22 protein-coding genes and 1 pseudogene are annotated in these 22,330 nt (G+C 59.7%); 10 read left to right on the plus strand and 13 right to left on the minus strand.

Going from position 1 to position 22,330, the window contains the following annotated elements:
• Nucleotides 1-230 precede the first annotated feature (230 nt).
• From rph to gltS, 3 genes are all read left to right on the plus strand, one after another.
• Nucleotides 231-953, plus strand: coding sequence for a ribonuclease PH (gene rph, locus D8U60_RS13565; protein WP_024014799.1), 723 nt, complete (start codon nt 231-233; stop codon nt 951-953).
• Nucleotides 954-977: 24 nt separating this feature from the next.
• Nucleotides 978-1,346 carry a DUF4870 domain-containing protein gene (locus D8U60_RS13570; protein ID WP_016772541.1) on the plus strand — a complete coding sequence of 123 codons (369 nt, stop codon included), beginning with the start codon at nt 978-980 and terminating at the stop codon, nt 1,344-1,346.
• Nucleotides 1,347-1,716: 370 nt separating this feature from the next.
• The gene (gene gltS / locus D8U60_RS13575) at nt 1,717-2,925 is read left to right on the plus strand and encodes a sodium/glutamate symporter (RefSeq protein ID WP_130900293.1); all 1,209 of its coding nucleotides are present in this window, start codon (nt 1,717-1,719) and stop codon (nt 2,923-2,925) included.
• A 65-nt stretch (nt 2,926-2,990) separates the two neighbouring features.
• Here the strand turns inward: gltS and D8U60_RS13580 are convergent, their stop codons facing one another.
• The gene (locus D8U60_RS13580) at nt 2,991-3,770 is read right to left on the minus strand and encodes an exodeoxyribonuclease III (RefSeq protein WP_016772543.1); all 780 of its coding nucleotides are present in this window, start codon (nt 3,768-3,770) and stop codon (nt 2,991-2,993) included.
• A gap of 83 nt (nt 3,771-3,853) precedes the next feature.
• Here D8U60_RS13580 and pyrE point away from each other — a divergent pair, with 83 nt between their 5' ends.
• Nucleotides 3,854-4,498 carry an orotate phosphoribosyltransferase gene (pyrE, locus tag D8U60_RS13585; protein ID WP_027616815.1) on the plus strand — a complete coding sequence of 215 codons (645 nt, stop codon included), beginning with the start codon at nt 3,854-3,856 and terminating at the stop codon, nt 4,496-4,498.
• Nucleotides 4,499-4,600: 102 nt separating this feature from the next.
• On the opposite strand, the gene D8U60_RS13590 is transcribed toward pyrE, so the two are convergent.
• The 7 genes and pseudogenes from D8U60_RS13590 to coaBC all read right to left on the minus strand — a co-directional run bounded on the left by D8U60_RS13590 (nt 4,601) and on the right by coaBC (nt 10,246).
• Nucleotides 4,601-4,993, minus strand: coding sequence for a hypothetical protein (locus tag D8U60_RS13590; RefSeq protein ID WP_130900294.1), 393 nt, complete (start codon nt 4,991-4,993; stop codon nt 4,601-4,603).
• Nucleotides 4,980-5,552 (minus strand): hypothetical protein, encoded by a 573-nt coding sequence (locus D8U60_RS13595; RefSeq protein ID WP_130900295.1) that lies wholly within the window; start codon nt 5,550-5,552, stop codon nt 4,980-4,982. Before D8U60_RS13595 ends, D8U60_RS13590 begins: the two co-directional genes overlap by 14 nt.
• A gap of 18 nt (nt 5,553-5,570) precedes the next feature.
• Nucleotides 5,571-5,801 (minus strand): hypothetical protein, encoded by a 231-nt coding sequence (locus tag D8U60_RS13600; protein ID WP_016772547.1) that lies wholly within the window; start codon nt 5,799-5,801, stop codon nt 5,571-5,573.
• A gap of 208 nt (nt 5,802-6,009) precedes the next feature.
• Entirely contained in the window at nt 6,010-6,915 is a 906-nt protein-coding gene (gene argB / locus D8U60_RS13605; protein WP_016772548.1) for an acetylglutamate kinase, read from the minus strand.
• A 17-nt stretch (nt 6,916-6,932) separates the two neighbouring features.
• A pseudogene (locus tag D8U60_RS13610) lies at nt 6,933-8,336 on the minus strand (phosphomannomutase/phosphoglucomutase); the annotation flags it as partial.
• 240 nt (nt 8,337-8,576) lie between these two features.
• Entirely contained in the window at nt 8,577-9,032 is a 456-nt protein-coding gene (gene dut, locus D8U60_RS13615; RefSeq protein ID WP_016772550.1) for a dUTP diphosphatase, read from the minus strand.
• 5 nt (nt 9,033-9,037) lie between these two features.
• Nucleotides 9,038-10,246 carry a bifunctional phosphopantothenoylcysteine decarboxylase/phosphopantothenate--cysteine ligase CoaBC gene (gene coaBC / locus D8U60_RS13620; RefSeq protein WP_016772551.1) on the minus strand — a complete coding sequence of 403 codons (1,209 nt, stop codon included), beginning with the start codon at nt 10,244-10,246 and terminating at the stop codon, nt 9,038-9,040.
• Between the two features lie 133 nt (nt 10,247-10,379).
• On the opposite strand from coaBC, the gene radC reads away from it, so the two are divergent.
• Nucleotides 10,380-11,054: a DNA repair protein RadC gene (radC, locus tag D8U60_RS13625; RefSeq protein WP_130900296.1), complete on the plus strand. Its 675-nt coding sequence runs from the start codon at nt 10,380-10,382 to the stop codon at nt 11,052-11,054.
• 91 nt (nt 11,055-11,145) lie between these two features.
• Here the strand turns inward: radC and D8U60_RS13630 are convergent, their stop codons facing one another.
• On the minus strand, nt 11,146-12,735 hold the full coding sequence (locus D8U60_RS13630) for an ABC transporter substrate-binding protein (RefSeq protein WP_130900297.1): 1,590 nt from the start codon (nt 12,733-12,735) through the stop codon (nt 11,146-11,148).
• A 446-nt stretch (nt 12,736-13,181) separates the two neighbouring features.
• Between D8U60_RS13630 and rpmB the strand changes: the two genes are divergently transcribed.
• Together rpmB and rpmG are read left to right on the plus strand one after the other, a co-directional pair.
• On the plus strand, nt 13,182-13,415 hold the full coding sequence (rpmB, locus tag D8U60_RS13635) for a 50S ribosomal protein L28 (RefSeq protein WP_007920377.1): 234 nt from the start codon (nt 13,182-13,184) through the stop codon (nt 13,413-13,415).
• Between the two features lie 11 nt (nt 13,416-13,426).
• Nucleotides 13,427-13,582 carry a 50S ribosomal protein L33 gene (gene rpmG / locus D8U60_RS13640; RefSeq protein ID WP_016772554.1) on the plus strand — a complete coding sequence of 52 codons (156 nt, stop codon included), beginning with the start codon at nt 13,427-13,429 and terminating at the stop codon, nt 13,580-13,582.
• A 186-nt stretch (nt 13,583-13,768) separates the two neighbouring features.
• Here the strand turns inward: rpmG and D8U60_RS13645 are convergent, their stop codons facing one another.
• Nucleotides 13,769-14,131 (minus strand): cupin domain-containing protein, encoded by a 363-nt coding sequence (locus D8U60_RS13645; RefSeq protein ID WP_073470919.1) that lies wholly within the window; start codon nt 14,129-14,131, stop codon nt 13,769-13,771.
• A 236-nt stretch (nt 14,132-14,367) separates the two neighbouring features.
• Between D8U60_RS13645 and D8U60_RS13650 the strand changes: the two genes are divergently transcribed.
• Both D8U60_RS13650 and D8U60_RS13655 read left to right on the plus strand, forming a co-directional pair.
• Nucleotides 14,368-15,861: an aldehyde dehydrogenase gene (locus tag D8U60_RS13650; RefSeq protein ID WP_130900298.1), complete on the plus strand. Its 1,494-nt coding sequence runs from the start codon at nt 14,368-14,370 to the stop codon at nt 15,859-15,861.
• 260 nt (nt 15,862-16,121) lie between these two features.
• Nucleotides 16,122-17,264 (plus strand): MFS transporter, encoded by a 1,143-nt coding sequence (locus D8U60_RS13655; RefSeq protein ID WP_130900299.1) that lies wholly within the window; start codon nt 16,122-16,124, stop codon nt 17,262-17,264.
• 87 nt (nt 17,265-17,351) lie between these two features.
• On the opposite strand, the gene D8U60_RS13660 is transcribed toward D8U60_RS13655, so the two are convergent.
• Entirely contained in the window at nt 17,352-18,920 is a 1,569-nt protein-coding gene (locus tag D8U60_RS13660) for a phospholipase D family protein (RefSeq protein WP_024014795.1), read from the minus strand.
• A 61-nt stretch (nt 18,921-18,981) separates the two neighbouring features.
• Nucleotides 18,982-20,403, minus strand: coding sequence for a PLP-dependent aminotransferase family protein (locus D8U60_RS13665; RefSeq protein WP_041476641.1), 1,422 nt, complete (start codon nt 20,401-20,403; stop codon nt 18,982-18,984).
• Between the two features lie 175 nt (nt 20,404-20,578).
• Between D8U60_RS13665 and D8U60_RS13670 the strand changes: the two genes are divergently transcribed.
• Complete coding sequence (locus D8U60_RS13670) at nt 20,579-20,821, plus strand: DUF1127 domain-containing protein (protein WP_073470922.1); 243 nt, start codon at nt 20,579-20,581, stop codon at nt 20,819-20,821.
• A 120-nt stretch (nt 20,822-20,941) separates the two neighbouring features.
• Here D8U60_RS13670 and D8U60_RS13675 read toward each other — a convergent pair whose 3' ends face one another.
• Entirely contained in the window at nt 20,942-22,252 is a 1,311-nt protein-coding gene (locus D8U60_RS13675; protein WP_130900300.1) for an FAD-binding oxidoreductase, read from the minus strand.
• Nucleotides 22,253-22,330 lie beyond the last annotated feature (78 nt).

Consider the following 22,330-nt stretch of genomic DNA (forward strand, 5'->3'; position numbering starts at 1 on the left):
TTTCGCAGGCGCGATTTCAATGAATTTAAGCCGACTGGCAGCAAAGGCGCAGGATTGTAGCGCAGTGCGGCGAATGCGCCCAAACACACGGTGTGACAAACCGCTGCAGCCCGTCGGTTATGCGCGCTTGAGGGGCTTCGGTCGTCGGCCGGCGGTTTTAACCAGTGCCCACTCGCGGTGCAGCGCTCTATAATGCTCGGCAGTTTTCCGTCCTCAGTACAGGTATCCCTATGAAACGTCCAAGTGGTCGCGCTGCCGATCAGCTCCGCTCGATCCGCATCACCCGCAACTACACCAAACACGCCGAGGGATCCGTACTGGTCGAATTCGGTGATACCAAAGTCATCTGCACCGTCAGCGTCGAAAATGGCGTGCCGCGTTTCCTCAAAGGTCAGGGCCAGGGCTGGTTGACTGCCGAGTACGGCATGCTGCCGCGCGCCACCGGCGAGCGTAACCAGCGTGAAGCCAGTCGTGGCAAGCAGGGCGGTCGTACTCTCGAAATCCAGCGTCTGATCGGCCGTTCCCTGCGCGCAGCGCTGGACATGTCCAAGCTCGGCGACGTGACCCTGTACGTCGATTGCGACGTGATCCAGGCCGATGGCGGTACTCGCACCGCGTCCATCACCGGCGCCATGGTTGCGCTGGTCGATGCCTTGAAAGTGATCAAGAAGCGCGGCGGCCTGAAAGGCGGTGACCCGCTCAAGCAGATGATCGGTGCAGTCTCGGTGGGCATGTACCAGGGCGAGCCGGTGCTGGATCTGGACTATCTTGAAGATTCCGCTGCTGAAACCGACCTGAACGTAGTAATGACCAGCACCGGCGGTTTCATCGAAGTGCAGGGCACCGCAGAAGGCGCGCCGTTCCAGCCTGACGAGCTCAATGCCATGCTGGAACTGGCCAAGCAGGGCATGAACGAAATCTTCGAATTGCAGAAGGCTGCGCTGGCCGACTGAGATTTTGACCACAAGGAGGACGTGATGAGTGACGAGCAAGAGTTGTTGCCCAAACCGAGCCAGGAGGTTCGCCAGTGGGCGATGTTCTGTCACTTGTCCGCCTTGCTGGGGATCTGGATTCCGTTCGGCAATCTGATCGGGCCGCTGATCCTTTGGCAGATGAAGCGCGAGAAGGACCCGTTCATCGATGCACAGGGTAAAGAGGCGCTGAATTTTCAGATCACTGTCGCCATTGCCTCGATGATCTGCTTCCTGCTCATGCTGCTGATCATTGGTTTCTTCCTGTTTGGCTTGCTGGCGATCGCGGCACTGGTCCTGACGATCATTGCAGGGGTCAAAGCCAACGAAGGTTTCCCATACAGATATCCGTTCACTTGGCGACTGATCAAGTAACAGTCTGTTGTATCGCTATATGGAAATGCCACGGCTTATCGGGGCATTTTTATTTGTGCAACTCAATAATTGTTTTTTGTTGTAGGACTAGTCTGTTGTCGATGTGCGGTTTGGCATTTATTTGCTGATATTTCTCTATTACATCTTTGGTCACAACTAATCGACCGCGTGCTTATTCTCGTTCTTGTTATTGGCGCGAGCTGGTTGTTAAAGTTGCCCGATGTAATGTTTCGGTTGAAAAATTCCGATATGTTCAAGCCATCGATGGCACTTGAATTCCCCAGTAATCAGTGTTGATAAAATCAGCCGGTTCACCCGTCGAGCCCAGGTAAACGCTCGCCTCGTGAATACTTAGCCAAGAATAATCCACATGATTGAGCTCGATTTCTACGGCACGCTCGTGGCCGCTTCTTTAGTACTACTGCTCGGACGCGGGCTTGTTACGCGTGTCGGCTTTCTGCGAAGTTACAATATTCCTGAACCGGTAGCGGGCGGCCTGGTGGTTGCCTTGCTCTTGTTGATATTGCGCACTTTCGATATTGAAGTCCGCTTCGATACATCATTGCAAACCCCCCTGATGTTGGCTTTCTTTGCCACGATTGGCTTGAGTGCCGACCTTGCCAGTCTGAAAAAGGGCGGGCGCATCGTCGGCATCTTCCTGTTGGCGGTCATTGGCTTGCTGGTGGTGCAGAACGCCATGGGCATCGGATTGGCAACCTTGCTCGGACTCGATCCTTTGATGGGCTTGCTGACGGGTTCGATCACATTGGCCGGCGGCCACGGTACTGGCGCCGCATGGGGCGCGGTATTCAGCGAGAAATATGGCCTGGCGTCGGCTTCAGAGCTGGCGCTGGCCTCAGCGACGTTCGGTCTGGTGCTGGGCGGGTTGATCGGTGGGCCCGTCGCCCGGTTGCTGATCAAGCGCGTGGAAGTGCCGGGCTGCAGTCCCCAGCAAGCGCCGCGACTGCCGAAAGGTTTTGAACAGCCGAACAAGGAACGTTCGATCACGCCGTTTTCGTTCGTCGAGACGCTGGCGCTTATTGCCGTCAGCCTGCTCGCAGGCAACCTTCTGAATGGCTTGCTGCATGGCACTGCATTCGAACTGCCGACGTTTGTTTGCGTGCTGTTTGTGGGTGTGGTGTTGCGCAACAGTCTGTCAGCGCTTGGCTTGTATCAGGTATTCGAGCGCGAAGTTTCCGTGCTCGGCAATGTCAGCCTCTCGCTGTTTCTGGCAATCGCTTTGATGTCGCTGAAGCTTTGGGATCTGGCGGCGTTGGCATTGCCGATCTTCATCATCCTGGCCGTGCAGGCGCTGGTCATGGCGCTGTTCGCTATTTTCGTGACGTTCCGGGTGATGGGCAGCAACTACGATGCCGCAGTGCTGGCTGCGGGACATTGCGGCTTCGGTCTGGGCGCCACGCCGACGGCGATTGCCAACATGCAAGCGGTGACGCAGCGCTATGGGCCATCGCAGATCGCGTTTCTGGTAGTGCCGATGGTAGGAGCGTTCTTCATCGATATCGTTAACGTCATCGTGATCAAGCTGTACCTGGCCTTGCCATTCTTCGCTGCCGTCTAGAAAGCATGGCGCATAAAAAATGCCCGCATCTCACGATGCGGGCATTTTTTTGGCTGCGAGGACGCTTAGATGGTCAGCGTCCAGTCGTAGTCGACGATCAGCGGCGCGTGCTGCGAGAACCGTGGCTGACGCGGCAGGCGTGCACTGCGCACCGAGCGACGCAGGCCCGGGGTCAGGATCTGGTAATCGAAACGCCAGCCCAGATTGAGCATCTCGGCCTGTTCGTTATCCGGCCACCAGCTGTACTGATCGCCTTCGCGGCTGACTTCGCGCAGCGCATCGACATAGCCCATGTTGCCGACAATCTCGTCCATCCAGGCGCGTTCCGGCGCCAGGAAGCCGGGAGATTGCTGGCTGTCGCGCCAGTTCTTGATGTCGAGTTTCTGCTGCGCAACGTACAGCGAGCCACAATAAATGTACTCGCGACGTTTGCGTCGCTGTTTGTCCAGGTACTTGCCGAAATCGTCCATGAGCTTGAACTTCTGGTTCAAGTCCTCATCGCCGTTCATCCCCGAAGGAAACAGCAAGGTGGCAATACTGACTTTGTCGAAATCTGCTTGCAGGTAGCGCCCGTAGCGGTCGGCCGTCTCGAAACCGAGACCGCTGATGACAGCCTTCGGTTGCAACCGCGAATACAAAGCCACGCCGCCTTGGGCAGGGACTTCAGCATCGCAGGCATAAAGGAAGTAGCCATCCAGTTGGAAGGCTGGGTCATCCAGTTCAAAGGCGGAGGCACGGGTGTCCTGCAGGCAGATGACGTCGGCATTCTGGGCTTGCAGCCAACTGAGCAAACCGCGCTCGACTGCCGCCTGAATACCATTGACGTTCACACTGATGATCCGCATAAATGGCCCCAAAAATCGCGTGCGTGTATGATACACGGCGTCAAGCTAATTAGCTAAATCCGTGGTATTTGGGGTTTTTTTTCATGCAAGCGTATCAGCGCGATTTCATTCGTTTTGCCATCGATCGCGGCGTTTTGCGCTTCGGTGAGTTCACCCTGAAGTCCGGGCGCACCAGTCCCTACTTCTTCAATGCCGGCCTGTTCAACTCCGGTTCGGCCCTGGCGCAGCTGGGGCGTTTCTACGCCGCCGCCATCGCCGAAAGCGGCATCTCCTTCGACGTCCTGTTTGGCCCAGCTTATAAAGGCATTCCGCTGGCGGCCACGACCGCCGTTGCGCTGGCCGAGCATCACGACCGTGACCTGCCATGGTGCTTCAACCGCAAGGAAGCCAAGGCCCACGGCGAGGGCGGCAGCCTGGTTGGCGCACCGCTGACTGGCGAAGTCTTGATCATCGACGACGTAATCACCGCCGGCACCGCGATTCGTGAAGTGATGCAGATCATCGCTTCCCAGGACGGCGCCAAGGCCGCCGGTGTGCTGATCGCACTGAACCGCCAGGAGCGTGGCAACGGCGAGTTGTCGGCAATCCAGGAAGTCGAGCGCGACTTCGGCATCCCGGTGATCAGCATTGTCTCGCTGAATCAGGTGCTGGAGTTCCTCGCCGACGATCCGCAGCTCAAACAACACCTCCCAGCCGTGGAAGCGTACCGCGCCCAATTTGGCGTGTGATACGCACCTGTAGGAGCTGCCGAAGGCTGCGATCTTTTGATCTTGTTTTTCAGGATCAAGATCAAAAGATCGTCCGATCGCGGCCCGAGCCTTCGGCAGCTCCTACAGTGGTCTACGCAGTTTTTGCCATTTGATCAGCAGTCTCAGCGCCAGTCCCGCATTGACCAGCGCAAACACCAGCAGCGCTACAACCACCATCACGTACAACGTGCGATCCACATCGAAATCCCAAAGGTCCAGCGTGCTGCTGCGCATGATCCCGACTGCTGCCGGCAAGTTAACGTAAAACAGCGCCACAAACGCGCACGTCAATGGCAATGCTCGCCAGTAGAAAGCAGCCATCACCTTGTCTCGACTGCGCTTGCGGGCCTGCGAACCTTTTTGAAATTCATCTTCAGCCAGCGCTTCATTGAGCGCCGGCCACGCCAGATTGAACATGAACGTGGTCAGGGTCAGCAGCAAGCCACTGACCGCGACGATGTCACTGAACGGCATTCAGACCCAGCGTTGCACAGAGCAATGCGTGGGAATCTTCGCTGATCTCGAACTGCCCGGCGCTGCCCTTGCGTTTGGTGATGGGTTTGAAGGTCGGCTCGTTCTGGGTGATGAGCATGTTCAATTCATCGCGGATCACGTCCGAGCTGATCACCACCAGAAACACGTTTTGCGCATGCTCGGCGGACTGGATTACGCCGCGCATGCTGTGCTGCAGGATGTCGTCGAGCTGGTTGCGAAAACGCGAAACGGTGTTTTTCAGCAGGGTTTTGCTTTGGCTCTGGGTCAGCTGAAAGATTGTCGAGATCTGCGATTCGGTCGGCAGGGTTTGCCCGAAGTAACTCTGAATCAGATACAGCAGGCGATCCTGCTTGGCTTCGTCGGCCCGGCTGGGCATGCCGCCCTCGACCAGCATTTTCAGGTATTCGGTCAGGCTGGCCTTGGCGATGCGCTCCAGCGCATGGGCGATTTCAGCGTCGCCGATGCGCAAAGTCTTTTTTACCGGTTCCTTTTGTTCCTGCTCGAAAGCATCGGCGTCGATCGTGAACGAGATCTGCATGGCTCAGGCGCTCCGGGATTATTTTTTGCTGGCAGCCGGCTTTTCGGATTTTTCCGGGTACGGATCTTGTGGGGCGTCACCTTGGCCGGTGAGGGTTTTCCAACCGTTCAGGACATGCGCCGTTTTCCTGAACTGCGGGCAGGGCGGCATAGAGGTTTTGGCTTGATTGGAATAACGATGTCCGCAGTCCACGCATTCGTAGGTGCCTGCTGAAACATCGCTGCCGTAGGGAACGTAATCTTTCTGCATGAGTGAATCTCCGTTGGATGAGAGGAAGATCCTAGGGAGATTTATTCTGAAGGGATGTCGGACGTTTCGCTGTGTCGAGTCAGGCTTTTCCTGCGCGCATAAAAAGATCGCAGCCTTCGTCAGTTCCTACAAAAGCGGATTCTCGCGTGTGCGAAATCCCTGTAGGAGCTGTTGAAGGCTGCGATCTTTTGCTTTCAGCTATTAGCGATCAAGGACGCTTGCGATTACTGATCAGCGTGCCCACGCCGGTATCAGTGAAGATTTCCAGCAGGATCGCGTTCGGCACACGACCGTCGATGATCAACGAACTGCCAACCCCACCCTGAACCGCTTCCAGTGCGCAGCGGATCTTCGGCAGCATACCGCCGTAGATCGTGCCATCGGCGATCAGGTCGTCGACCTGCTGCGTGCTCAGGCCGGTCAACACGGTGCCCGACTTGTCCATCAGGCCGGCAATGTTGGTCAGCAGCATCAGCTTTTCAGCTTTCAGCGCTTCGGCAACCTTGCCCGCCACCAGATCGGCGTTGATGTTGTACGACTCACCGTTCTCACCGACGCCAATCGGTGCGATGACCGGGATGAAGTTGCCTTTGACCAGCAGGTTCAGCAGTTCGGTGTTGATGCCGACGACTTCGCCAACGTGGCCGATGTCGATGATTTCCGGCTGAGTCATCTCCGGGGTCTGGCGGGAAACGGTGAGCTTCTTCGCGCGGATCAGCCCGGCATCTTTACCGGTCAGGCCGATGGCGCTGCCGCCATGGCGGTTGATCAGGTTGACGATGCTTTTGTTGACCTGACCGCCAAGGACCATTTCCACCACGTCCATGGTCGCCGCGTCGGTGACGCGCATGCCGTCGACGAAATGGCTTTCGATCGACAGGCGCTTGAGCAGGTCACCGATCTGCGGGCCGCCACCGTGCACGACCACCGGGTTGATGCCCACGGCTTTCATCAGCACGATGTCGCGGGCGAAGCCGGTTTTCAGCTCCTCGCTTTCCATCGCGTTGCCGCCGTATTTGATCACCAGGGTCTTGCCGACATAGCGTCGGATGTAAGGCAGCGCTTCGGACAGGACCTTGGCAGTGTTGGCGGCGGCTTCGCGTTCGAGGGTCATTCAGGGCTCCGGGTGGATCAGAACGGTAGTTGGAGATCAGGTGCAACGCGTTTCAGTTGGGCGTGGAACACATCCTTGATGCGCTGCAATTCAGCCTCGTCATCGGCCTCGAAGCGCAGCACCAGCACCGGTGTGGTGTTGGACGCGCGCACCAGGCCCCAGCCTTTGGCGTAATCGACCCGCACGCCGTCGATGGTGGTCAGGTCGGCGCCTTCGCCCCACTGAGCATCGTGCAGTGCATCAATGATGCTGAATTTGCTCTCTTCGGTCACATGGATATTGATTTCCGGCGTGGAAATATCGTTCGGGAAGGTCGCAAACAGCTCTTCCGCGGTGGATTTTTCCTTGCTGAGGATCTCCAGCAGACGTGCGGCGCTGTAGATGCCGTCGTCGAAACCGAACCAGCGCTCCTTGAAGAAGATGTGCCCGCTCATTTCGCCGGCCAACAGCGCGCCGGATTGCTTCATTTTCTTTTTGATCAACGAGTGACCGGTCTTCCACATTAGCGGCCGACCGCCGTATTCCTTGATCAACGGCACCAAACGGCGAGTGCATTTAACGTCGAAGATGATTTCCGCGTCCGGGTTACGCGCCACTACGTCGCGAGCGAACAGCATCAGCAGACGGTCCGGGTAGACGATACTGCCGGTGTTGGTCACCACGCCGACGCGGTCGCCGTCACCGTCGAAGGCCAGGCCGATATCGGCGTTGGTCTCTTTGACTTTGGCAATCAGGTCTACGAGGTTTTCCGGTTTGCCCGGATCCGGGTGATGGTTCGGGAAGTTGCCGTCGACTTCGCAGAACAGCGGGATGACTTCGCAGTTCAGCGCTTCGATCAGTTGCGGGGCGATCACGCCGGCCGCGCCGTTGCCGCAGTCGACCACGACTTTCAGGCGACGAGCGAGTTTGATGTCCTGGACGATTTCGGTGTTGTAGCGGTCGAGAATTTCGACCTGGGTGACGCTGCCCTGGCCAGTGCTCAGGTCGTTGTTCTTGATGCGTTCGTGCAGCACCTGAATCTGTTCGTTGGCGAGGGTGTCGCCGGCGATGACGATTTTGAAACCGTTGTAGTTCGACGGATTGTGGCTACCGGTGAGCATCACCCCGGACTTGCCGGCCAGCACGTTGGCGGCGTAATACAGCGCTGGCGTTGGCACCAGACCGACATCGCTGACGTGGCAACCGCTCTCGGCGATGCCGCGAATGAGTTCCGCGACCAGCTCCGGGCCGGACAGGCGGCCGTCGCGACCGACCGAAACATTCGGTTCGCCCTGGGCCAGGCTCTGCGAGCCGATGGCACGGCCGATCCAGTAAGCGGTTTCACCGTTGAGGTATTCCGGCACAGTGCCGCGAATGTCGTAGGCGCGGAAAATACTGTCAGGCAGCTTCGGGGCGATCTTGGCGGGGGTGCTCATCTGTGGACATGCTCCATCTCGAAAAGGGCGGGACAGACCGGCGAAATGTTCGACGGCAGGCTCAAACTGAAGGGTATGACGGCGTTTTCCACAGAGAGTTCGTGCTATGAAAGGGCCATGACGCCTCGGCTGGCGTGGCTTTCGGCCGGCAAAACCTTGAATTACGGTGTTAAAACCTGTTGCCGATGTAGCGCATTTTTTGTGGTGAGAGGATAACCCCCCCTCACCACAATAATTTCTATCCGGTTATTTGGTGCCGGTATGGCCAAAACCACCGGTACCGCGCTCGGTCTCGACAAACTCTTCAACCATTTCGAAATGCGCCTGCACCACCGGTACCAGCACCAATTGCGCCAGGCGTTCGCCGACGGTCATGGTGAAGTCGCTCTGGCCGCGGTTCCAGCAGGAGACCATCAGCGGGCCCTGGTAATCGGAGTCGATCAGGCCGACCAGATTGCCCAGCACGATGCCGTGTTTGTGGCCCATGCCCGAGCGCGGCAGGATCAGCGCGGCGAGATTCGGGTCACCGATGTACACCGACAGGCCGGTGGGAATCAGCACGGTTTCACCCGGTTTGATCACGATGTCCTGTTCCAGCATGGCGCGCAGGTCGAGGCCGGCGGAGCCCGGCGTGGCGTATTGCGGCAGCGGGAATTCGGTACCGATGCGTGGATCGAGGATCTTGGCTTGCAAAGCGTGCATGTAAATTAAACCTGGTTCAGACGTTCGGCGATAAAAGTGACCAGTTGGCGAGCGATCTTGCTCTTGCTGGTCTGGGCGAAAACCGTGGCGTGCAGCTCACGGTCGATGACGCTGCAGGCGTTTTCTTCGCTGTTGAAACCGATGCTCGGGTTGGCGACGTCGTTGGCGACGATCAGATCGAGATTCTTGTCCTTCAGCTTGCGTGCAGCGTAGTCGAGCAGGTGTTCGGTTTCGGCGGCGAAGCCGACACTGAACGGACGGTCGGGACGGGTCGCGATGGTGGCAAGGATGTCCGGGTTGCGCACCATTTGCAGGACGAAGCCGTCACCGCTCGTAGGATCTTTCTTGAGTTTATGCGGAGCTACTACTTCCGGGCGGTAGTCCGCCACCGCTGCCGACGAGATGAACACGTCGCAAGGCATGGCCGATTCGCAGGCGGCGAGCATGTCGCGGGCGCTGACCACATCGATCCGCGTCACGCGATCAGGCGTCGGCAAGTGCACCGGGCCGCTGATCAAAGTGACACGGGCGCCGGCTTCCACGGCTGCTTCGGCGAGGGCAAAACCCATTTTGCCGGAGCTGTGGTTGGTGATGTAGCGCACCGGGTCGATGTTTTCCTGAGTCGGGCCGGCGGTGATCACCACATGCTTGCCGGTCAGGGCCTGGCGCTGGAAGCAATCGGCGGCGAGCAGCGCCAGATCGGTGGCCTCCATCATGCGGCCCATGCCGACGTCGCCGCAGGCCTGGCTGCCCGAGGCCGGGCCGAAAGTCTTCAGGCCACGGCTCTCCAACAGTTGCAGGTTGGCCTGGGTCGCCGGGTCGCGCCACATCGCCTGGTTCATCGCTGGCGCGACAGCAACCACAGCGTCGGTGGCCAGCACCAGCGTGGTCAGCAGATCGTTGGCAATGCCTTGGGCCAGACGGGCGATCAGGTCGGCGGTGGCCGGGGCGATCAGTACCAGATCGGCCCATTTCGCCAGCTCGATATGGCCCATGGCGGCTTCGGCGGCAGGGTCGAGCAAGTCGAGGTGAACCGGGTGGCCCGACAGGGCCTGCATGGTCAGCGGGGTAATGAATTCGGCGCCGCCATGGGTCATGACCACGCGCACTTCGGCACCCTGGTCGATCAGGCGGCGAACCAGATCGGCGCTCTTGTAGGCCGCAATGCCGCCGCCGACGCCCAGAACGATGCGTTTCCGATACAGCCGCTGCATAGGTCTGCCTTTCATTTCGTTGATGACTGCGGTGCGATGCCCCTCCCCAGGGTTGAATCGACCGCCAAAAAGATGGGCTACGATATCACAGCGACCGCTACGGAACAGCGGCGCCCACAGACAAGGAGGTGCTATGAGTATTCGCGATTGGCCGGCGGCGGAACGGCCGCGGGAAAGGCTGTTGGAACACGGCGCAGGGAGTCTTTCGGACGCTGAGCTGTTGGCGATTTTTCTGCGCACCGGATTGCCCGGAAAAAGCGCAGTCGACCTTGCCAGACATCTGCTGAAGCAATTCGGTGGCCTGCGTTTACTGCTTGAGGCCGATCAGGACGCATTCAGCAAACAAATGGGCCTCGGCCCGGCCAAGTTCGCCCAGCTGCAAGCCGCGCAGGAAATGAGCAAGCGCCATCTGGCCGAGCGCTCACGACAGAAGCCGGCACTGGAGAGCCCCCAGGTCGTCCGCGATTACCTCAAGGCGATGCTGCGGCATGAGCCGCACGAGGTGTTCGGCTGCCTGTTTCTCGATTCAAAGCATCAGGTGCTGAATTTCGAGGCGCTGTTTCGCGGCTCGATCGACAACACCAGCGTGCACCCACGGGAGGTGGTGAAGCGGGCGCTGGCCAATAACGCCGCAGCGGTGATCCTGTGTCACAACCATCCGTCCGGCAACACCGATCCGAGTCAGGCCGATCGGCTGCTGACCAAGCGCCTGCAGAAAGCGCTGGAGCTGATTGACGTGCGAGTGCTCGATCACTTCATCGTCGGAGACGGCGAACCGCTGTCGATGGCGGAGTGTGGCTGGATGTAAAAGAGCAGCGGCAAGCCTCTAGCTGCAAGCGGCAAGCTTGAGCTGCGCGCGGAGTGCTCTAGCTTGCCGCTTGCCGCTTGCCGCTTGCCGCTTAGGGCTTGAGGCTGATCGTGGAATAATCCTGCCGGCCAAACGGGCTGACGGAATAACCCTGAACATCCTTGCGCGTCAAAGCGTAGGCCGTCGGGTGCGCCAGTGGCAGCCACAACGCCTGCTGCTGGATCTGCGCCTGTGCCTGTTCATACAGCTTGGTGCGCACGCCTTGCTCGCTGGTGGTCTTGCCGGCGCTGATCAGCTTGTCCAGATCGGCGTTGCAGTACCGCGCGAAGTTGGTCCCGGATTTCACCGCCGCGCAGGAAAACTGCGGGGTGAGGAAGTTGTCCGGGTCGCCGTTGTCGCCGGCCCAGCCCATGAACAGCAGGTCGTGTTCGCCGGCCTTGGCGCGGCGAATCAGTTCGCCCCACTCGATCACGCGGATCTCCGCCTGGATGCCGATCTCGGCCAGATCCGACTGCAGCATCTGCGCGCCGAGACTTGGGTTCGGGTTGAGCAGGCTGCCTGATGGACGCGTCCAGATTGTGGTCTGGAAGCCATCCTTCAAGCCGGCCTTGGCCAGCAGCGCCTTGGCTTTGGCCACGTCGTGTGGATAGCCCGGCAGGTTCTTGGCATAGCTCCAGGTGTTCGGCGGGTACGGGCCGTTGGCCGCTTCGGCGGTGTCTTCGAACACGGCTTTGATGTAGTTGGCCTTGTCGAAAGCGAGGTTGATCGCCTGGCGCACTTCCGGTTTGTCCAGTGGCGGATGCTGGCTGTTGATGCCCACGAAAGCGGTCATGAACGCGTCAGTCTTTTCGACTTTCAGCGTCGGCTCCTTCAGCGCAGCCTGTACGTCCAGTGGTTTTGGCGACAGGGCGATCTGGCATTCATTGCGCCGCAGCTTTTGCAGGCGCACGTTGGCGTCCGGCGTGATGGCGAAGATCAACGGGTCGACCGCAGGCTTGCCACGGAAATAGTCCGGATTGGCCTTGTAGCGAATCGCCGCGTCTTTCTGGAAGCGATTGAACACGAACGGGCCGGTGCCGATCGGCTGGCTGTTGAGTTTGTCAGTGGCGCCGGCCTTCATCAGTTTGTCGGCATATTCGGCGGAATAGATTGAAGCGAAACCCATGCTCAGCGTGGCGAGGAAGGTCGAATCCGGATGGTCGAGGGTAAAACGCACGGTCAGCGGGTCGAGGGCGTCGATCTTCTTGATCAGGGTCGGCAGTTGCATCGACTGCGCATGGGGGAAGCCGCTCTGGGCGACTTTGTGCCAGGGGTTGGCCGGGTCGAGCATGCGGTCGAAGCTGAACTTGACGTCTTCAGCGCTCAGCTCGCGGCTCGGCTTGAAATAATCGGTTGTATGAAATTTCACCTGCGGGTGCAGCTTGAACACGTAGGTCAGGCCGTCGGTGCTGACTTCCCAGCTGTCGGCCAGGCTCGGGATGACCTTGCCACTGGCGGTGTCGAAATCCACCAAGCGGTTCATCAGTACGTCAGCCGAAGCATTGGTGGTGGTCAGCGAGTTGTACTGCACCACGTCGAACCCTTCGGGACTGGCCTCGGTACACACGCTCAACGCGGCGGCCTGGGCGAGGGGGCTCAGCAACAGCGGAGCGAGTAACAGGGGTAGGGCAGCGAGGCGCATGGTCGGTTTCCTTTACAGATCGAAGGCCCATCTGCAAGTGCAGTCTGGAAAAGTCCTACCCTAGAGCTCTGAATTGCAAATGACTATCCCCTTTTTGCATTTTCAGGCGCACTCTTGCGCGGTTTCGAGCGTGGGCAGCCAGATGAAAAGTCTGAATCGCCTGTAGGACGGGATTTCTGCGACGAGTGGTCAAAACTGGCCGCAGCCTTTGTCCAAGGCGTCTGCGGCGGAAAAAATCGCCCTTTTGCCGATTGATTGCACACCGATTGTTGTTGCACCCCGGTCTTTCTGGTATAAAGCAGCGCTCTTTTCTAGGGGCCCGGTTCCTTCACTGTAGGTGTAGCCGGTAAGACCTCTAAAGAAACGCGGCGCCTGGCGCCAAATGACTGAGAGATTAAGCGGCCAACCCATGCCGGGTTGGGCATGTGGTTTTAGAGGGCTGAGGCATGTCGAGAGTATGTCAAGTTACCGGTAAGGGTCCGGTGACTGGGAATAACATTTCCCACGCAAACAACAAAACCCGTCGTCGTTTCCTGCCGAACCTGCAGCATCACCGCTTCTGGGTTGAAGAAGAGAAACGTTTTGTGCGTCTGCGCGTATCTGCCAAAGGCATGCGTATCATCGACAAGCGTGGCATCACTGTCGTGCTCGCCGAACTTCGCCGCGATGGCAAGATTTAAGGGAGCTAATCATGCGTGAATTGATTCGTTTGATCTCGAGCGCCGGTACTGGTCACTTCTACACTACCGACAAGAACAAGCGTACTACCCCGGACAAAATCGAGATCAAGAAATATGATCCGGTTGTTCGCAAGCACGTGATGTACAAGGAAGGCAAAATCAAGTAATTGATTTTTCCTGACTGCGAAAAAGGCCCGTATCGTGAGATACGGGCCTTTTTTTTTGCCTTGGATTCTGCGGTGACCGGTTGGGCCTTATCGCTTGCAAGCCAGCTCCCACATTGATTGCCGGTCTTCACAGAACCTGTGGGAGCTGGCTTGCCAGCGATGAGGGCCGATCAGCCAGCAAACATCTCAAGCCTTCTGTTCAAAGATCACATAAACCTTGCGGCAAGCCTCCAGCACTTCCCAGGTGCCGCGAAACCCCGCCGGAATCACGAAGCGATCACCAGCGCGCAAGGTCTTGGCATTGCCATCGCTGTCACGCAATACCGAAACCCCCTGCAGAATCTCGCAGTACTCATGCTCGGTGTAATTCACCGTCCACTGACCCACCGCGCCTTCCCACACACCCACGCCCATTTGCCCACAAGGGCTTTCGTATTGGTGAAACACCGCCTGCTCAGGATCGCCCTTTAGCACTTTCGCCGGGTCCGGCCGATAGCGCTCGGCTTCGCTGCTGGCGAGGCTGATGTCGACGACGTTCTGGATGTTCATTGTTGTTTTCTCCGCTAGTGACGGCGCATTGGCTGGAATGGGCCAAAGTCTATGTTTATTAAAATGAACACCGCAAGGCCGTATGGCCAGCTTATGTCAAATATATTGAAACAAACCCGGTCGCTGGTTTAGGGTGGCGGGTGCCTCGGGCCGAAAGTGCAGGCTGGCCGGGCAGAATTCTTGAACAGCGCCGCAGCGCTTGCGGTGCTCGTATTCAATAAGAGGAGGACACCCGAATGACCACCCTGACTCGTGCCGACTGGGAACAACGCGCCCGCGATCTGAAAATCGAAGGCCGCGCCTTCCTGAATGGCGAATACACTGACGCCGTCTCCGGCGAAACCTTCGAATGCATCAGCCCGGTCGATGGCCACCTGCTCGGCAAGATCGCCAGCTGTGACGCCGCCGACGCCGACCGTGCTGTAGAAAACGCCCGCGCTACTTTCAATTCCGGCGTCTGGTCGCGCCTGGCGCCGACCAAACGCAAAGCCACCATGATCCGCTTCGCCAGCCTCCTGAAACAGCACGCTGAAGAACTGGCGCTGCTGGAAACCCTCGACATGGGCAAGCCGATCAGCGATTCGCTGTACATCGACGTACCGGGCGCGGCGCAGGCGTTGAGCTGGAGCGGTGAAGCGATCGACAAGATCTACGACGAAGTCGCCGCGACTCCACATGATCAACTGGGGCTGGTAACCCGTGAGCCGGTGGGCGTGGTCGGCGCTATCGTGCCGTGGAACTTCCCACTGATGATGGCCTGCTGGAAACTCGGCCCGGCGCTGTCGACCGGTAACTCGGTGATCCTCAAGCCGTCGGAAAAGTCGCCGCTGACCGCCATCCGCATCGCTGCGCTGGCCATTGAAGCCGGAATTCCGAAAGGCGTGCTCAACGTGCTGCCGGGCTATGGCCACACCGTCGGCAAGGCGCTGGGTCTGCACAATGACGTCGACACGCTGGTGTTCACTGGTTCGACCAAGATTGCCAAGCAACTCATGGTCTATGCCGGCGAATCGAACATGAAGCGCGTCTGGCTGGAAGCCGGTGGCAAGAGCCCGAACATCGTCTTCGCCGATGCGCCGGATCTGCAGGCCGCGGCTGAATCCGCCGCCAGCGCCATCGCCTTCAACCAGGGCGAAGTGTGTACCGCCGGTTCGCGCCTGCTGGTCGAGCGTTCGATCAAGGACAAATTCCTGCCAATGGTGATCGAGGCGCTGAAAGCCTGGAAGCCGGGCAATCCGCTGGATCCGGCGACCAACGTCGGTGCGCTGGTCGATACCCAGCAGATGAACACCGTGCTGTCGTACATCGAATCCGGCCATAGCGATGGCGCCAAACTGGTCGCCGGCGGCAAGCGCATCCTCCAGGAGACCGGTGGCACTTACGTCGAGCCAACCATTTTCGATGGTGTGAGCAACGCGATGAAGATTGCCCAGGAAGAGATTTTCGGCCCGGTGTTGTCGGTGATCGCTTTCGACAGCGCCGAAGAAGCCATCCAGATCGCCAACGACACGCCATACGGTCTGGCCGCAGCGGTGTGGACCCAGGACATCTCCAAGGCGCACCTGACCGCCAAAGCCTTGCGCGCCGGTAGCGTGTGGGTCAACCAGTACGATGGCGGCGACATGACCGCGCCGTTCGGTGGCTTCAAACAGTCGGGCAACGGTCGCGACAAATCGCTGCATGCCTTCGACAAGTACACCGAGCTGAAGGCCACGTGGATCAAGCTGTGATTCATTAAGAGAGCCTGAGTTAATCAGGCTCTCGAACCTACAGAGATCCCCTGTGGGAGCGAGCCTCTGTGGTGAGGGGATTTATCCCCGTTCGGCTGCGAAGCAGTCGCTAAACCATTGCACGCGGTGTACCTGGTACATCGTGGATGCAGGTTTTGGGGCCGCTGCGCGACCCAACGGGGATAAATCCCCTCGCCACAGGGGCTCGCTCCCACAGTGATTTTGTGGTGCATATAAAAATATCCACAGGAGCGTGGAACATGCGTTGGGCGACGTATTTCGCCGTGTTGGCGTCTGTCTTGAGTGTCGGCCTGGCCCTGGGGGTCAGCATGCCGCTGGTGTCGTTGCGTCTGGAGGGCTGGGGCTACGGCTCGTTCGCCATCGGTGTGATGGCAGCCATGCCGGCAATCGGCGTGCTGCTGGGGGCGAAGATTTCCAGCCACCTCGCCGCGTATTTCGGCACGGCGAACCTGATGCGTCTGTGCCTGTGGGCCGGGGCATTGTCGATCGGCCTGCTGGCGCTGTTGCCGAGTTACCCGATCTGGTTGCTGCTGCGGTTGCTGATCGGGGTGATCCTGACCATCGTGTTCATCCTCGGCGAGAGCTGGATCAATCAACTGGTGGTCGAGCAGTGGCGCGGACGTCTGGTCGCGCTGTATGGCAGCAGCTATGCGCTGAGCCAACTGTCCGGTCCGTTGCTGCTGGGGGCGCTCGGTACCGAGCATGATTACGGTTTCTGGGTCGGGGTCGGCCTGCTGACGCTCTCGCCCCTTCTGCTGCTGGGGCGCAGCGGTGCGCCAAGCAGTGAGGCCAACAGCGTCACGTTTGGCGATCTATGGGGCTTCGCCCGTGAGTTGCCGGCGATTGCCTGGGCGGTGTCGTTGTTCGCCGCGTTCGAGGCGATGATTCTGACGCTGCTGCCGGTGTACTGCCTGCAACAAGGGTTCACCGCCGAAATCGCGCTGGCCATGGTCAGCACCGTGGTGGTCGGCGATGCGCTGCTGCAATTACCGATCGGCGCGTTGGCCGATTACCTGTCGCGGCGCACGCTGTTCGCCGGATGCGCGGTGGTGTTGATGCTGTCGAGTCTGGCCATTCCGCTGTTGCTCGACACGCTGCTGATCTGGCCGTTGTGGGTGCTGTTCGGCGCCAGTGCCGGCGGCTTGTTCACCCTGTCGCTGATTCTGATTGGCGAGCGTTATCGAGACGATGCGCTGGTTCGCGCCAATGCGCATATCGCGCAGTTGTGGGGTGTCGGTTGTCTGGTCGGGCCGTTGGCGGCGGGGGCGGGCAGTCAGTGGATCAATGGGCATGCGTTGCCACTGTTGATGGCGGCTGGGGCTTTCGGGTTGGTTATCCTGTTGTTGCGCCAGGGCGCCTTCGGCAAAATCCAGACTGCTTGAGATAAAAAGATCGCAGCCTTCGGCAGCTCCTACAGGGCAAACGCATTGCCAACTGTAGGAGCTGCCGAAGGCTGCGATCTTTGCTTTTTACAGCATCCGCTCCAGGCCGACGCTGGTGCTGAACCATGAGTTGAAGCGCCGCCACCAGCTCCCCGGTTCCTTGGTCAGGGTGTGCATCTGGCCGTTGTCCTCGGTGACCCAGACGACCTTGCCGTCCTCGAGTTTCGCCTGATAACTCAAGGTCGGCGCCATGCCTTGCAATGCCAGTGCGCGCACATGCTCGGCCAGTTCCGGGCTGTCCACCAGGACGCCGACTTCGGTGTTCCACAGCACCGAGCGCGGGTCGAAGTTGAACGAACCGATAAACGATTTGCGCCGGTCGAAGATCATCGCCTTGCTGTGCAAACTCGAATCCGAACCGCGAAACGACTTGCTGTAGAACACCCGCGGCCCGCTGCCATAGTTATCCCCAGGCTGGCGGCGCAGTTCATAGAGTTTCACCCCGTGTTCAAGCAACGCCTTGCGATAAGGCGCGTAACCGCCATGCACCGCCGGCACGTCAGTGGCCTCCAGTGAATTGGTCAGCAGGCTCACGGAGACCCCGGCATCGGCGCGCCCGGTCAGGTAGACCAGCCCCGGCTGGCCGGGCACGAAGTAGGCGGAAATCATGATCAGCTCTTTGCTGACGCCGGTCAGTTCCGGCGCCAGCTGCGTGGTCAGCAGCAGATGCGGATCCGGTTCGCCCTTGGACAGGACCTTGCTCGGCGCGTCCCACAAGGCCTGGTTCCAGGCCCAGATCAGCTCTTTACGCCAGATGTCCATGCGCGGGTCGGTTGTGAACTTCATCAACTGTTGATAGAGCGCGTGGTTCTGCTTGCGAGTTTCTTCCAGTGATTCTTCCAGGCGCGTGCGCGTGTTTTCCAGGTCAGCGGCGGTCGGCTGGCTGGAGAGGAATTCGTCGATCGGCTTGCTCAGCGCGCTGTTCCAGTACTGGTCGAAACTGTGTCCGAGCTGTTCGGCCACCGGGCCGATGCTGAGCATGTCGATGTCGGTGAAATTCAGGTTGGGTTCGGCGTCGAAATATTCATCGCCCAGATTGCGCCCGCCGACGATGGCCGCGCTGTTGTCCGCCAGCCACAACTTGTTGTGCATGCGCCGATGCTGCACGGACAGATTGAACAGTCGCCCGGCCGCGCGCGTTACGCCGGTGCTGCGCCCCAGGTGCAACGGATTGAACAAACGAATCTGGATCTGCGGATGTGCCGCCAGGGTGGCGATGATCTGGTCGAGGCCGTCGCTGGTGGTGTCGTCGAGCAGGATGCGCACGCGCACGCCACGGTCGGCCGCCTTGAGCACTTCCTCCACCAACATCCGCGTGCTGATGCCGTCGTGGACGATGTAGTACTGCAAATCGAGGCTGACCTGGGCATGGCGAATCAGCTCGGCCCGGGCGGTAAAGGCCTCACCGCTGTCCGAGAGCAGACGAAACCCCGATTGCCCTTTGTAGGGTGCGGCCTGAGCCTGGATCGAGCGGCCGAAGCTGGAGTCCGACGCCGGCAGGGCCTGGCTTGGTTCGCGCGGCACATCGAGGCTGGCGCAGCCGCTGAGGAACGAGGCGAGTATCAGTGAAGCGAGTAAGGGCTGTCTGAAGCTCACGTAGGGTCGTTCCGGTTGGCGGCTGAGGTCGGCAATTTGGACGCCGGGCGCGCAAAAAAGGTCAGTCGGTCTCAGCGAGTAGTTTGATTGCCGCAGCGCCGACTTTACGCACCGCTTCTTCGATCTGCGCTGTTGGTTTGGCAGCGTAGTTCATCCGTAAACAATTGCGGTACTTGCCCGAGGCGGAAAAGATGCTGCCAACGGCAATCTGTACGCCCTGATCGTGCAGCGCGCGATTCAGTTTCAGCGTGTCGAAACCTTCCGGCAGCTCCACCCAGAGCATGAAGCTGCCCTGCGGGCGACTGGCGCGGGTGCCGGCGGGAAAGTAGCGCGTCACCCAGTCGATCATCGCGTCACGATTGCGTTGGTACTGCATGCGCATACGCCGCAAGTGCGGCTCGAAATGGCCGGCCTTGATGAATTCGGCGATGGCGATCTGCGGTTGTGGTGCGGTGGAGCCGGTGCTGATGTATTTCATGTGCAGCACTCGCTCCAGATATCGGCCCGGCGCCACCCAGCCGATGCGCAGCCCCGGCGCCAAGGTTTTGGAGAACGAGCTGCAGAGCAACACGCGGCCGTCTTCGTCGAAGGATTTGATCGTGCGCGGGCGTGGGTAGGTGTAGGCAAGTTCGCCATACACATCGTCTTCAATGATCGCCACGTCGAAACGCTGGGCCAGGGTCAACAGCGCGCGTTTGCGCGACTCGGGCATGACGTAGCCGAGCGGGTTGTTGCAGTTGGGCGTGAGCTGAATGGCCTTGATCGGCCACTGTTCCAAGGCCAGTTCCAAGGCGTCGAGGCTGATCCCGGTGAGCGGGTCGGTGGGGATTTCCAGGGCTTTCATGCCCAGGCCTTTGAGGGTCTGCATGGCGCCGTGGAAGCTCGGCGAATCCACCGCGACGATGTCACCCGGCTCGCAGATCGCGTGGATGCTGGTGGACAGCGCTTCGTGGCAGCCAGTGGTGATCACCAGATCGCTGGCGCTCAACTGGCAGCCGGAATCGAGCATCAGCCGTGCGATCTGTTCGCGCAGTTCGAGGTTGCCGTGGATGTTGTCGTAATACAGACCGGGCATGTCCTGCCGCCGGCTGATTCGCGCGAGTCCGCGCAGCAGCGGCTTCATGGTCGGCGAGCCGACATCGGGCATGCCACGGCCCAATTGCACGACGTCCTTGCGCGGTACCGCGCGAATGAGTTCCAGCACCTGATCCCATTGCGAAATCTCCACTGGCCGTTGCGCGGGGCGGCCTACTGCGGGTAGCTCCGGCAACTCGCGGCCGACTGGAACAAAGTAGCCAGACTTGGGTTTCGGCGTGGCGAGGCCGCTGTCTTCAAGCACGCGATAGGCCTGCTGCACCGTGCTCAAACTGACTCCGTGCTCGACGCTCAAGGCTCGCACCGACGGCAAGCGATCGCCAGGACGATAGAAGCCTTGTTCGATGCGGGTGCCGAGCAATTCGGCGAGATTTACATACAGAGTCATGGTGGCCTCGGTGCGTCTTGGTGGAAACCAGTACAGATGCGGCAAAAATCAGTCATTCAGTCGGTGAATCGGCAAATCTGTATGGAGTTAATACAGGTTCTTTGAGTCTGTAATGGTTTTGCTCGCCCGCGCATCATGGAATCTCTGGCTACCCAAGTAAACAGGAGCAACGAAAATGAACGGCTTGAGCGATGTGCGGCTGACATTACACAGTCAGGAACTGGCGGCAGGGCAGAAGGACAGCGCGCGCAATCTGCTGCGTAACGCACCGTCCGGCCTCAGTCGCTGGGGTCTGTTCTGGCATCGTCTGCACACGCGCAAGGCGTTGCTAGGCCTGACACCGGAGCAACTCAGGGATGTCGGGTTGACGCTGGAGCAGGCAAGGGAGGAGGGATTGAAGCCGTTTTGGCGGATATGAATACCACAGAGCGTTCCCACGCTCTGCGTGGGAACGCCGCCCCGGACGCTCTGCGTCCGCTGTGACGCAGAGCGTCACTGGATGCATTCCCACGCGGAGCGTGGGAACGATCCTGATTCGTCAGACCAACTCTTTCAGCCGATGCCACAACATCCCCAACGCCAACAACGGCGAGCGCAAGTGCTTGCCGCCCGGGAAGGTGATGTGCGGCACCTTGGCGAACAGATCAAAGCCGCCGCTGTGCCGCCCGCTGATTGCTTCGGCAAGCAGCTTGCCGGCCAGGTGGGTGGCATTCACGCCATGTCCGGAATACGCCTGGGCGTAATACACGTTCGGCTGCTCGGCGAGCCGGCCAATCTGCGGCAGGCGGTTGGCACCGATGCCGATCATTCCGCCCCACTGATAATCGATTTTCACCCCGGCCAGTTGCGGGAACACTTCAAGCATCTTCGGCTGCATATAGGCGCCGATGTCTTTCGGATCGCGTCCCGAGTAATGACACGCGCCGCCGAACAGCAAACGTCGATCCGCCGAGAGCCGGTAGTAATCGAGCGCCACCCGCTGGTCGCAGACCGCCATGTTCTGCGGCAGCAGGTTGTGCGCCTGCTCTGCGCTCAGCGGTTCGGTGGCGATGATGTAACTGCCGGCGGGCAGGACCTTGCCGCTCAGTTGCGGGTTCAAGTCATTGAGATAGGCATTGCAGCCCAGCACCAGGGTCTTCGCCCGCACCGAGCCTTGCGCGGTGTGCACCTTCACTTCGGGGCCGTAATCGATGCGCGTCACGGCCGAACGCTCGAACAACTGCACGCCCAGTTGCTGCGCCGCTGCCGCTTCGCCCAGCGCCAGATTCAGCGGATGCAGATGTCCGGAGCCCATGTCGATCAAGCCGCCGACATAGCGCTTGGAACCGACCACGGTGTGCATTTCACTGGCCTGCAACAGACGGGTTTCGTAGCGGTAACCGAGGCCGCGCAACTCTTCGGCATCTTCGGCAAAACCGTCGAGATCGGAAGGCTTGTTGGCGAGGTCGCAGTAGCCCCAGGTCAGGTCGCAGGCAATGCCGAAACGCTCGACGCGCCGGCGGACAATCTCCACCGCTTCCAGGCCCATGAGTTTCATCTCGCGCACGCCTTCGGCACCGATGACATTGGCGAACTGATCAAGGCCGTGACCGACACCGCGAATCAACTGCCCGCCGTTGCGACCGCTGGCGCCCCAGCCGATCCTGTGCGCTTCCAGCAGCACCACGCTGAAACCGCGCTCGGCGAGTTCCAGCGCCGTGTTCAGCCCGGAAAAGCCACCGCCGACCACGCAGACATCCGCCACCACCTCGCCTTGCAGCACGGGATGGTCAGGCTGCGGCAGGCTGCTGGCGGCGTAATAAGAGGCAACGTGGGGTTGGCTCGCGGTGGTCTGGGCGCGGGCGGTCATGGGCATCATCCAACGGCTGAGTGTCGAGAAAATTTGACGGAGCATAAGCCGCACGCCCGAACGTGGGCAACATCGGTC

It is taken from the genome of Pseudomonas sp. Sample_11, from assembly GCF_004307505.1.
GTDB lineage: Bacteria > Pseudomonadota > Gammaproteobacteria > Pseudomonadales > Pseudomonadaceae > Aquipseudomonas > Aquipseudomonas atacamensis.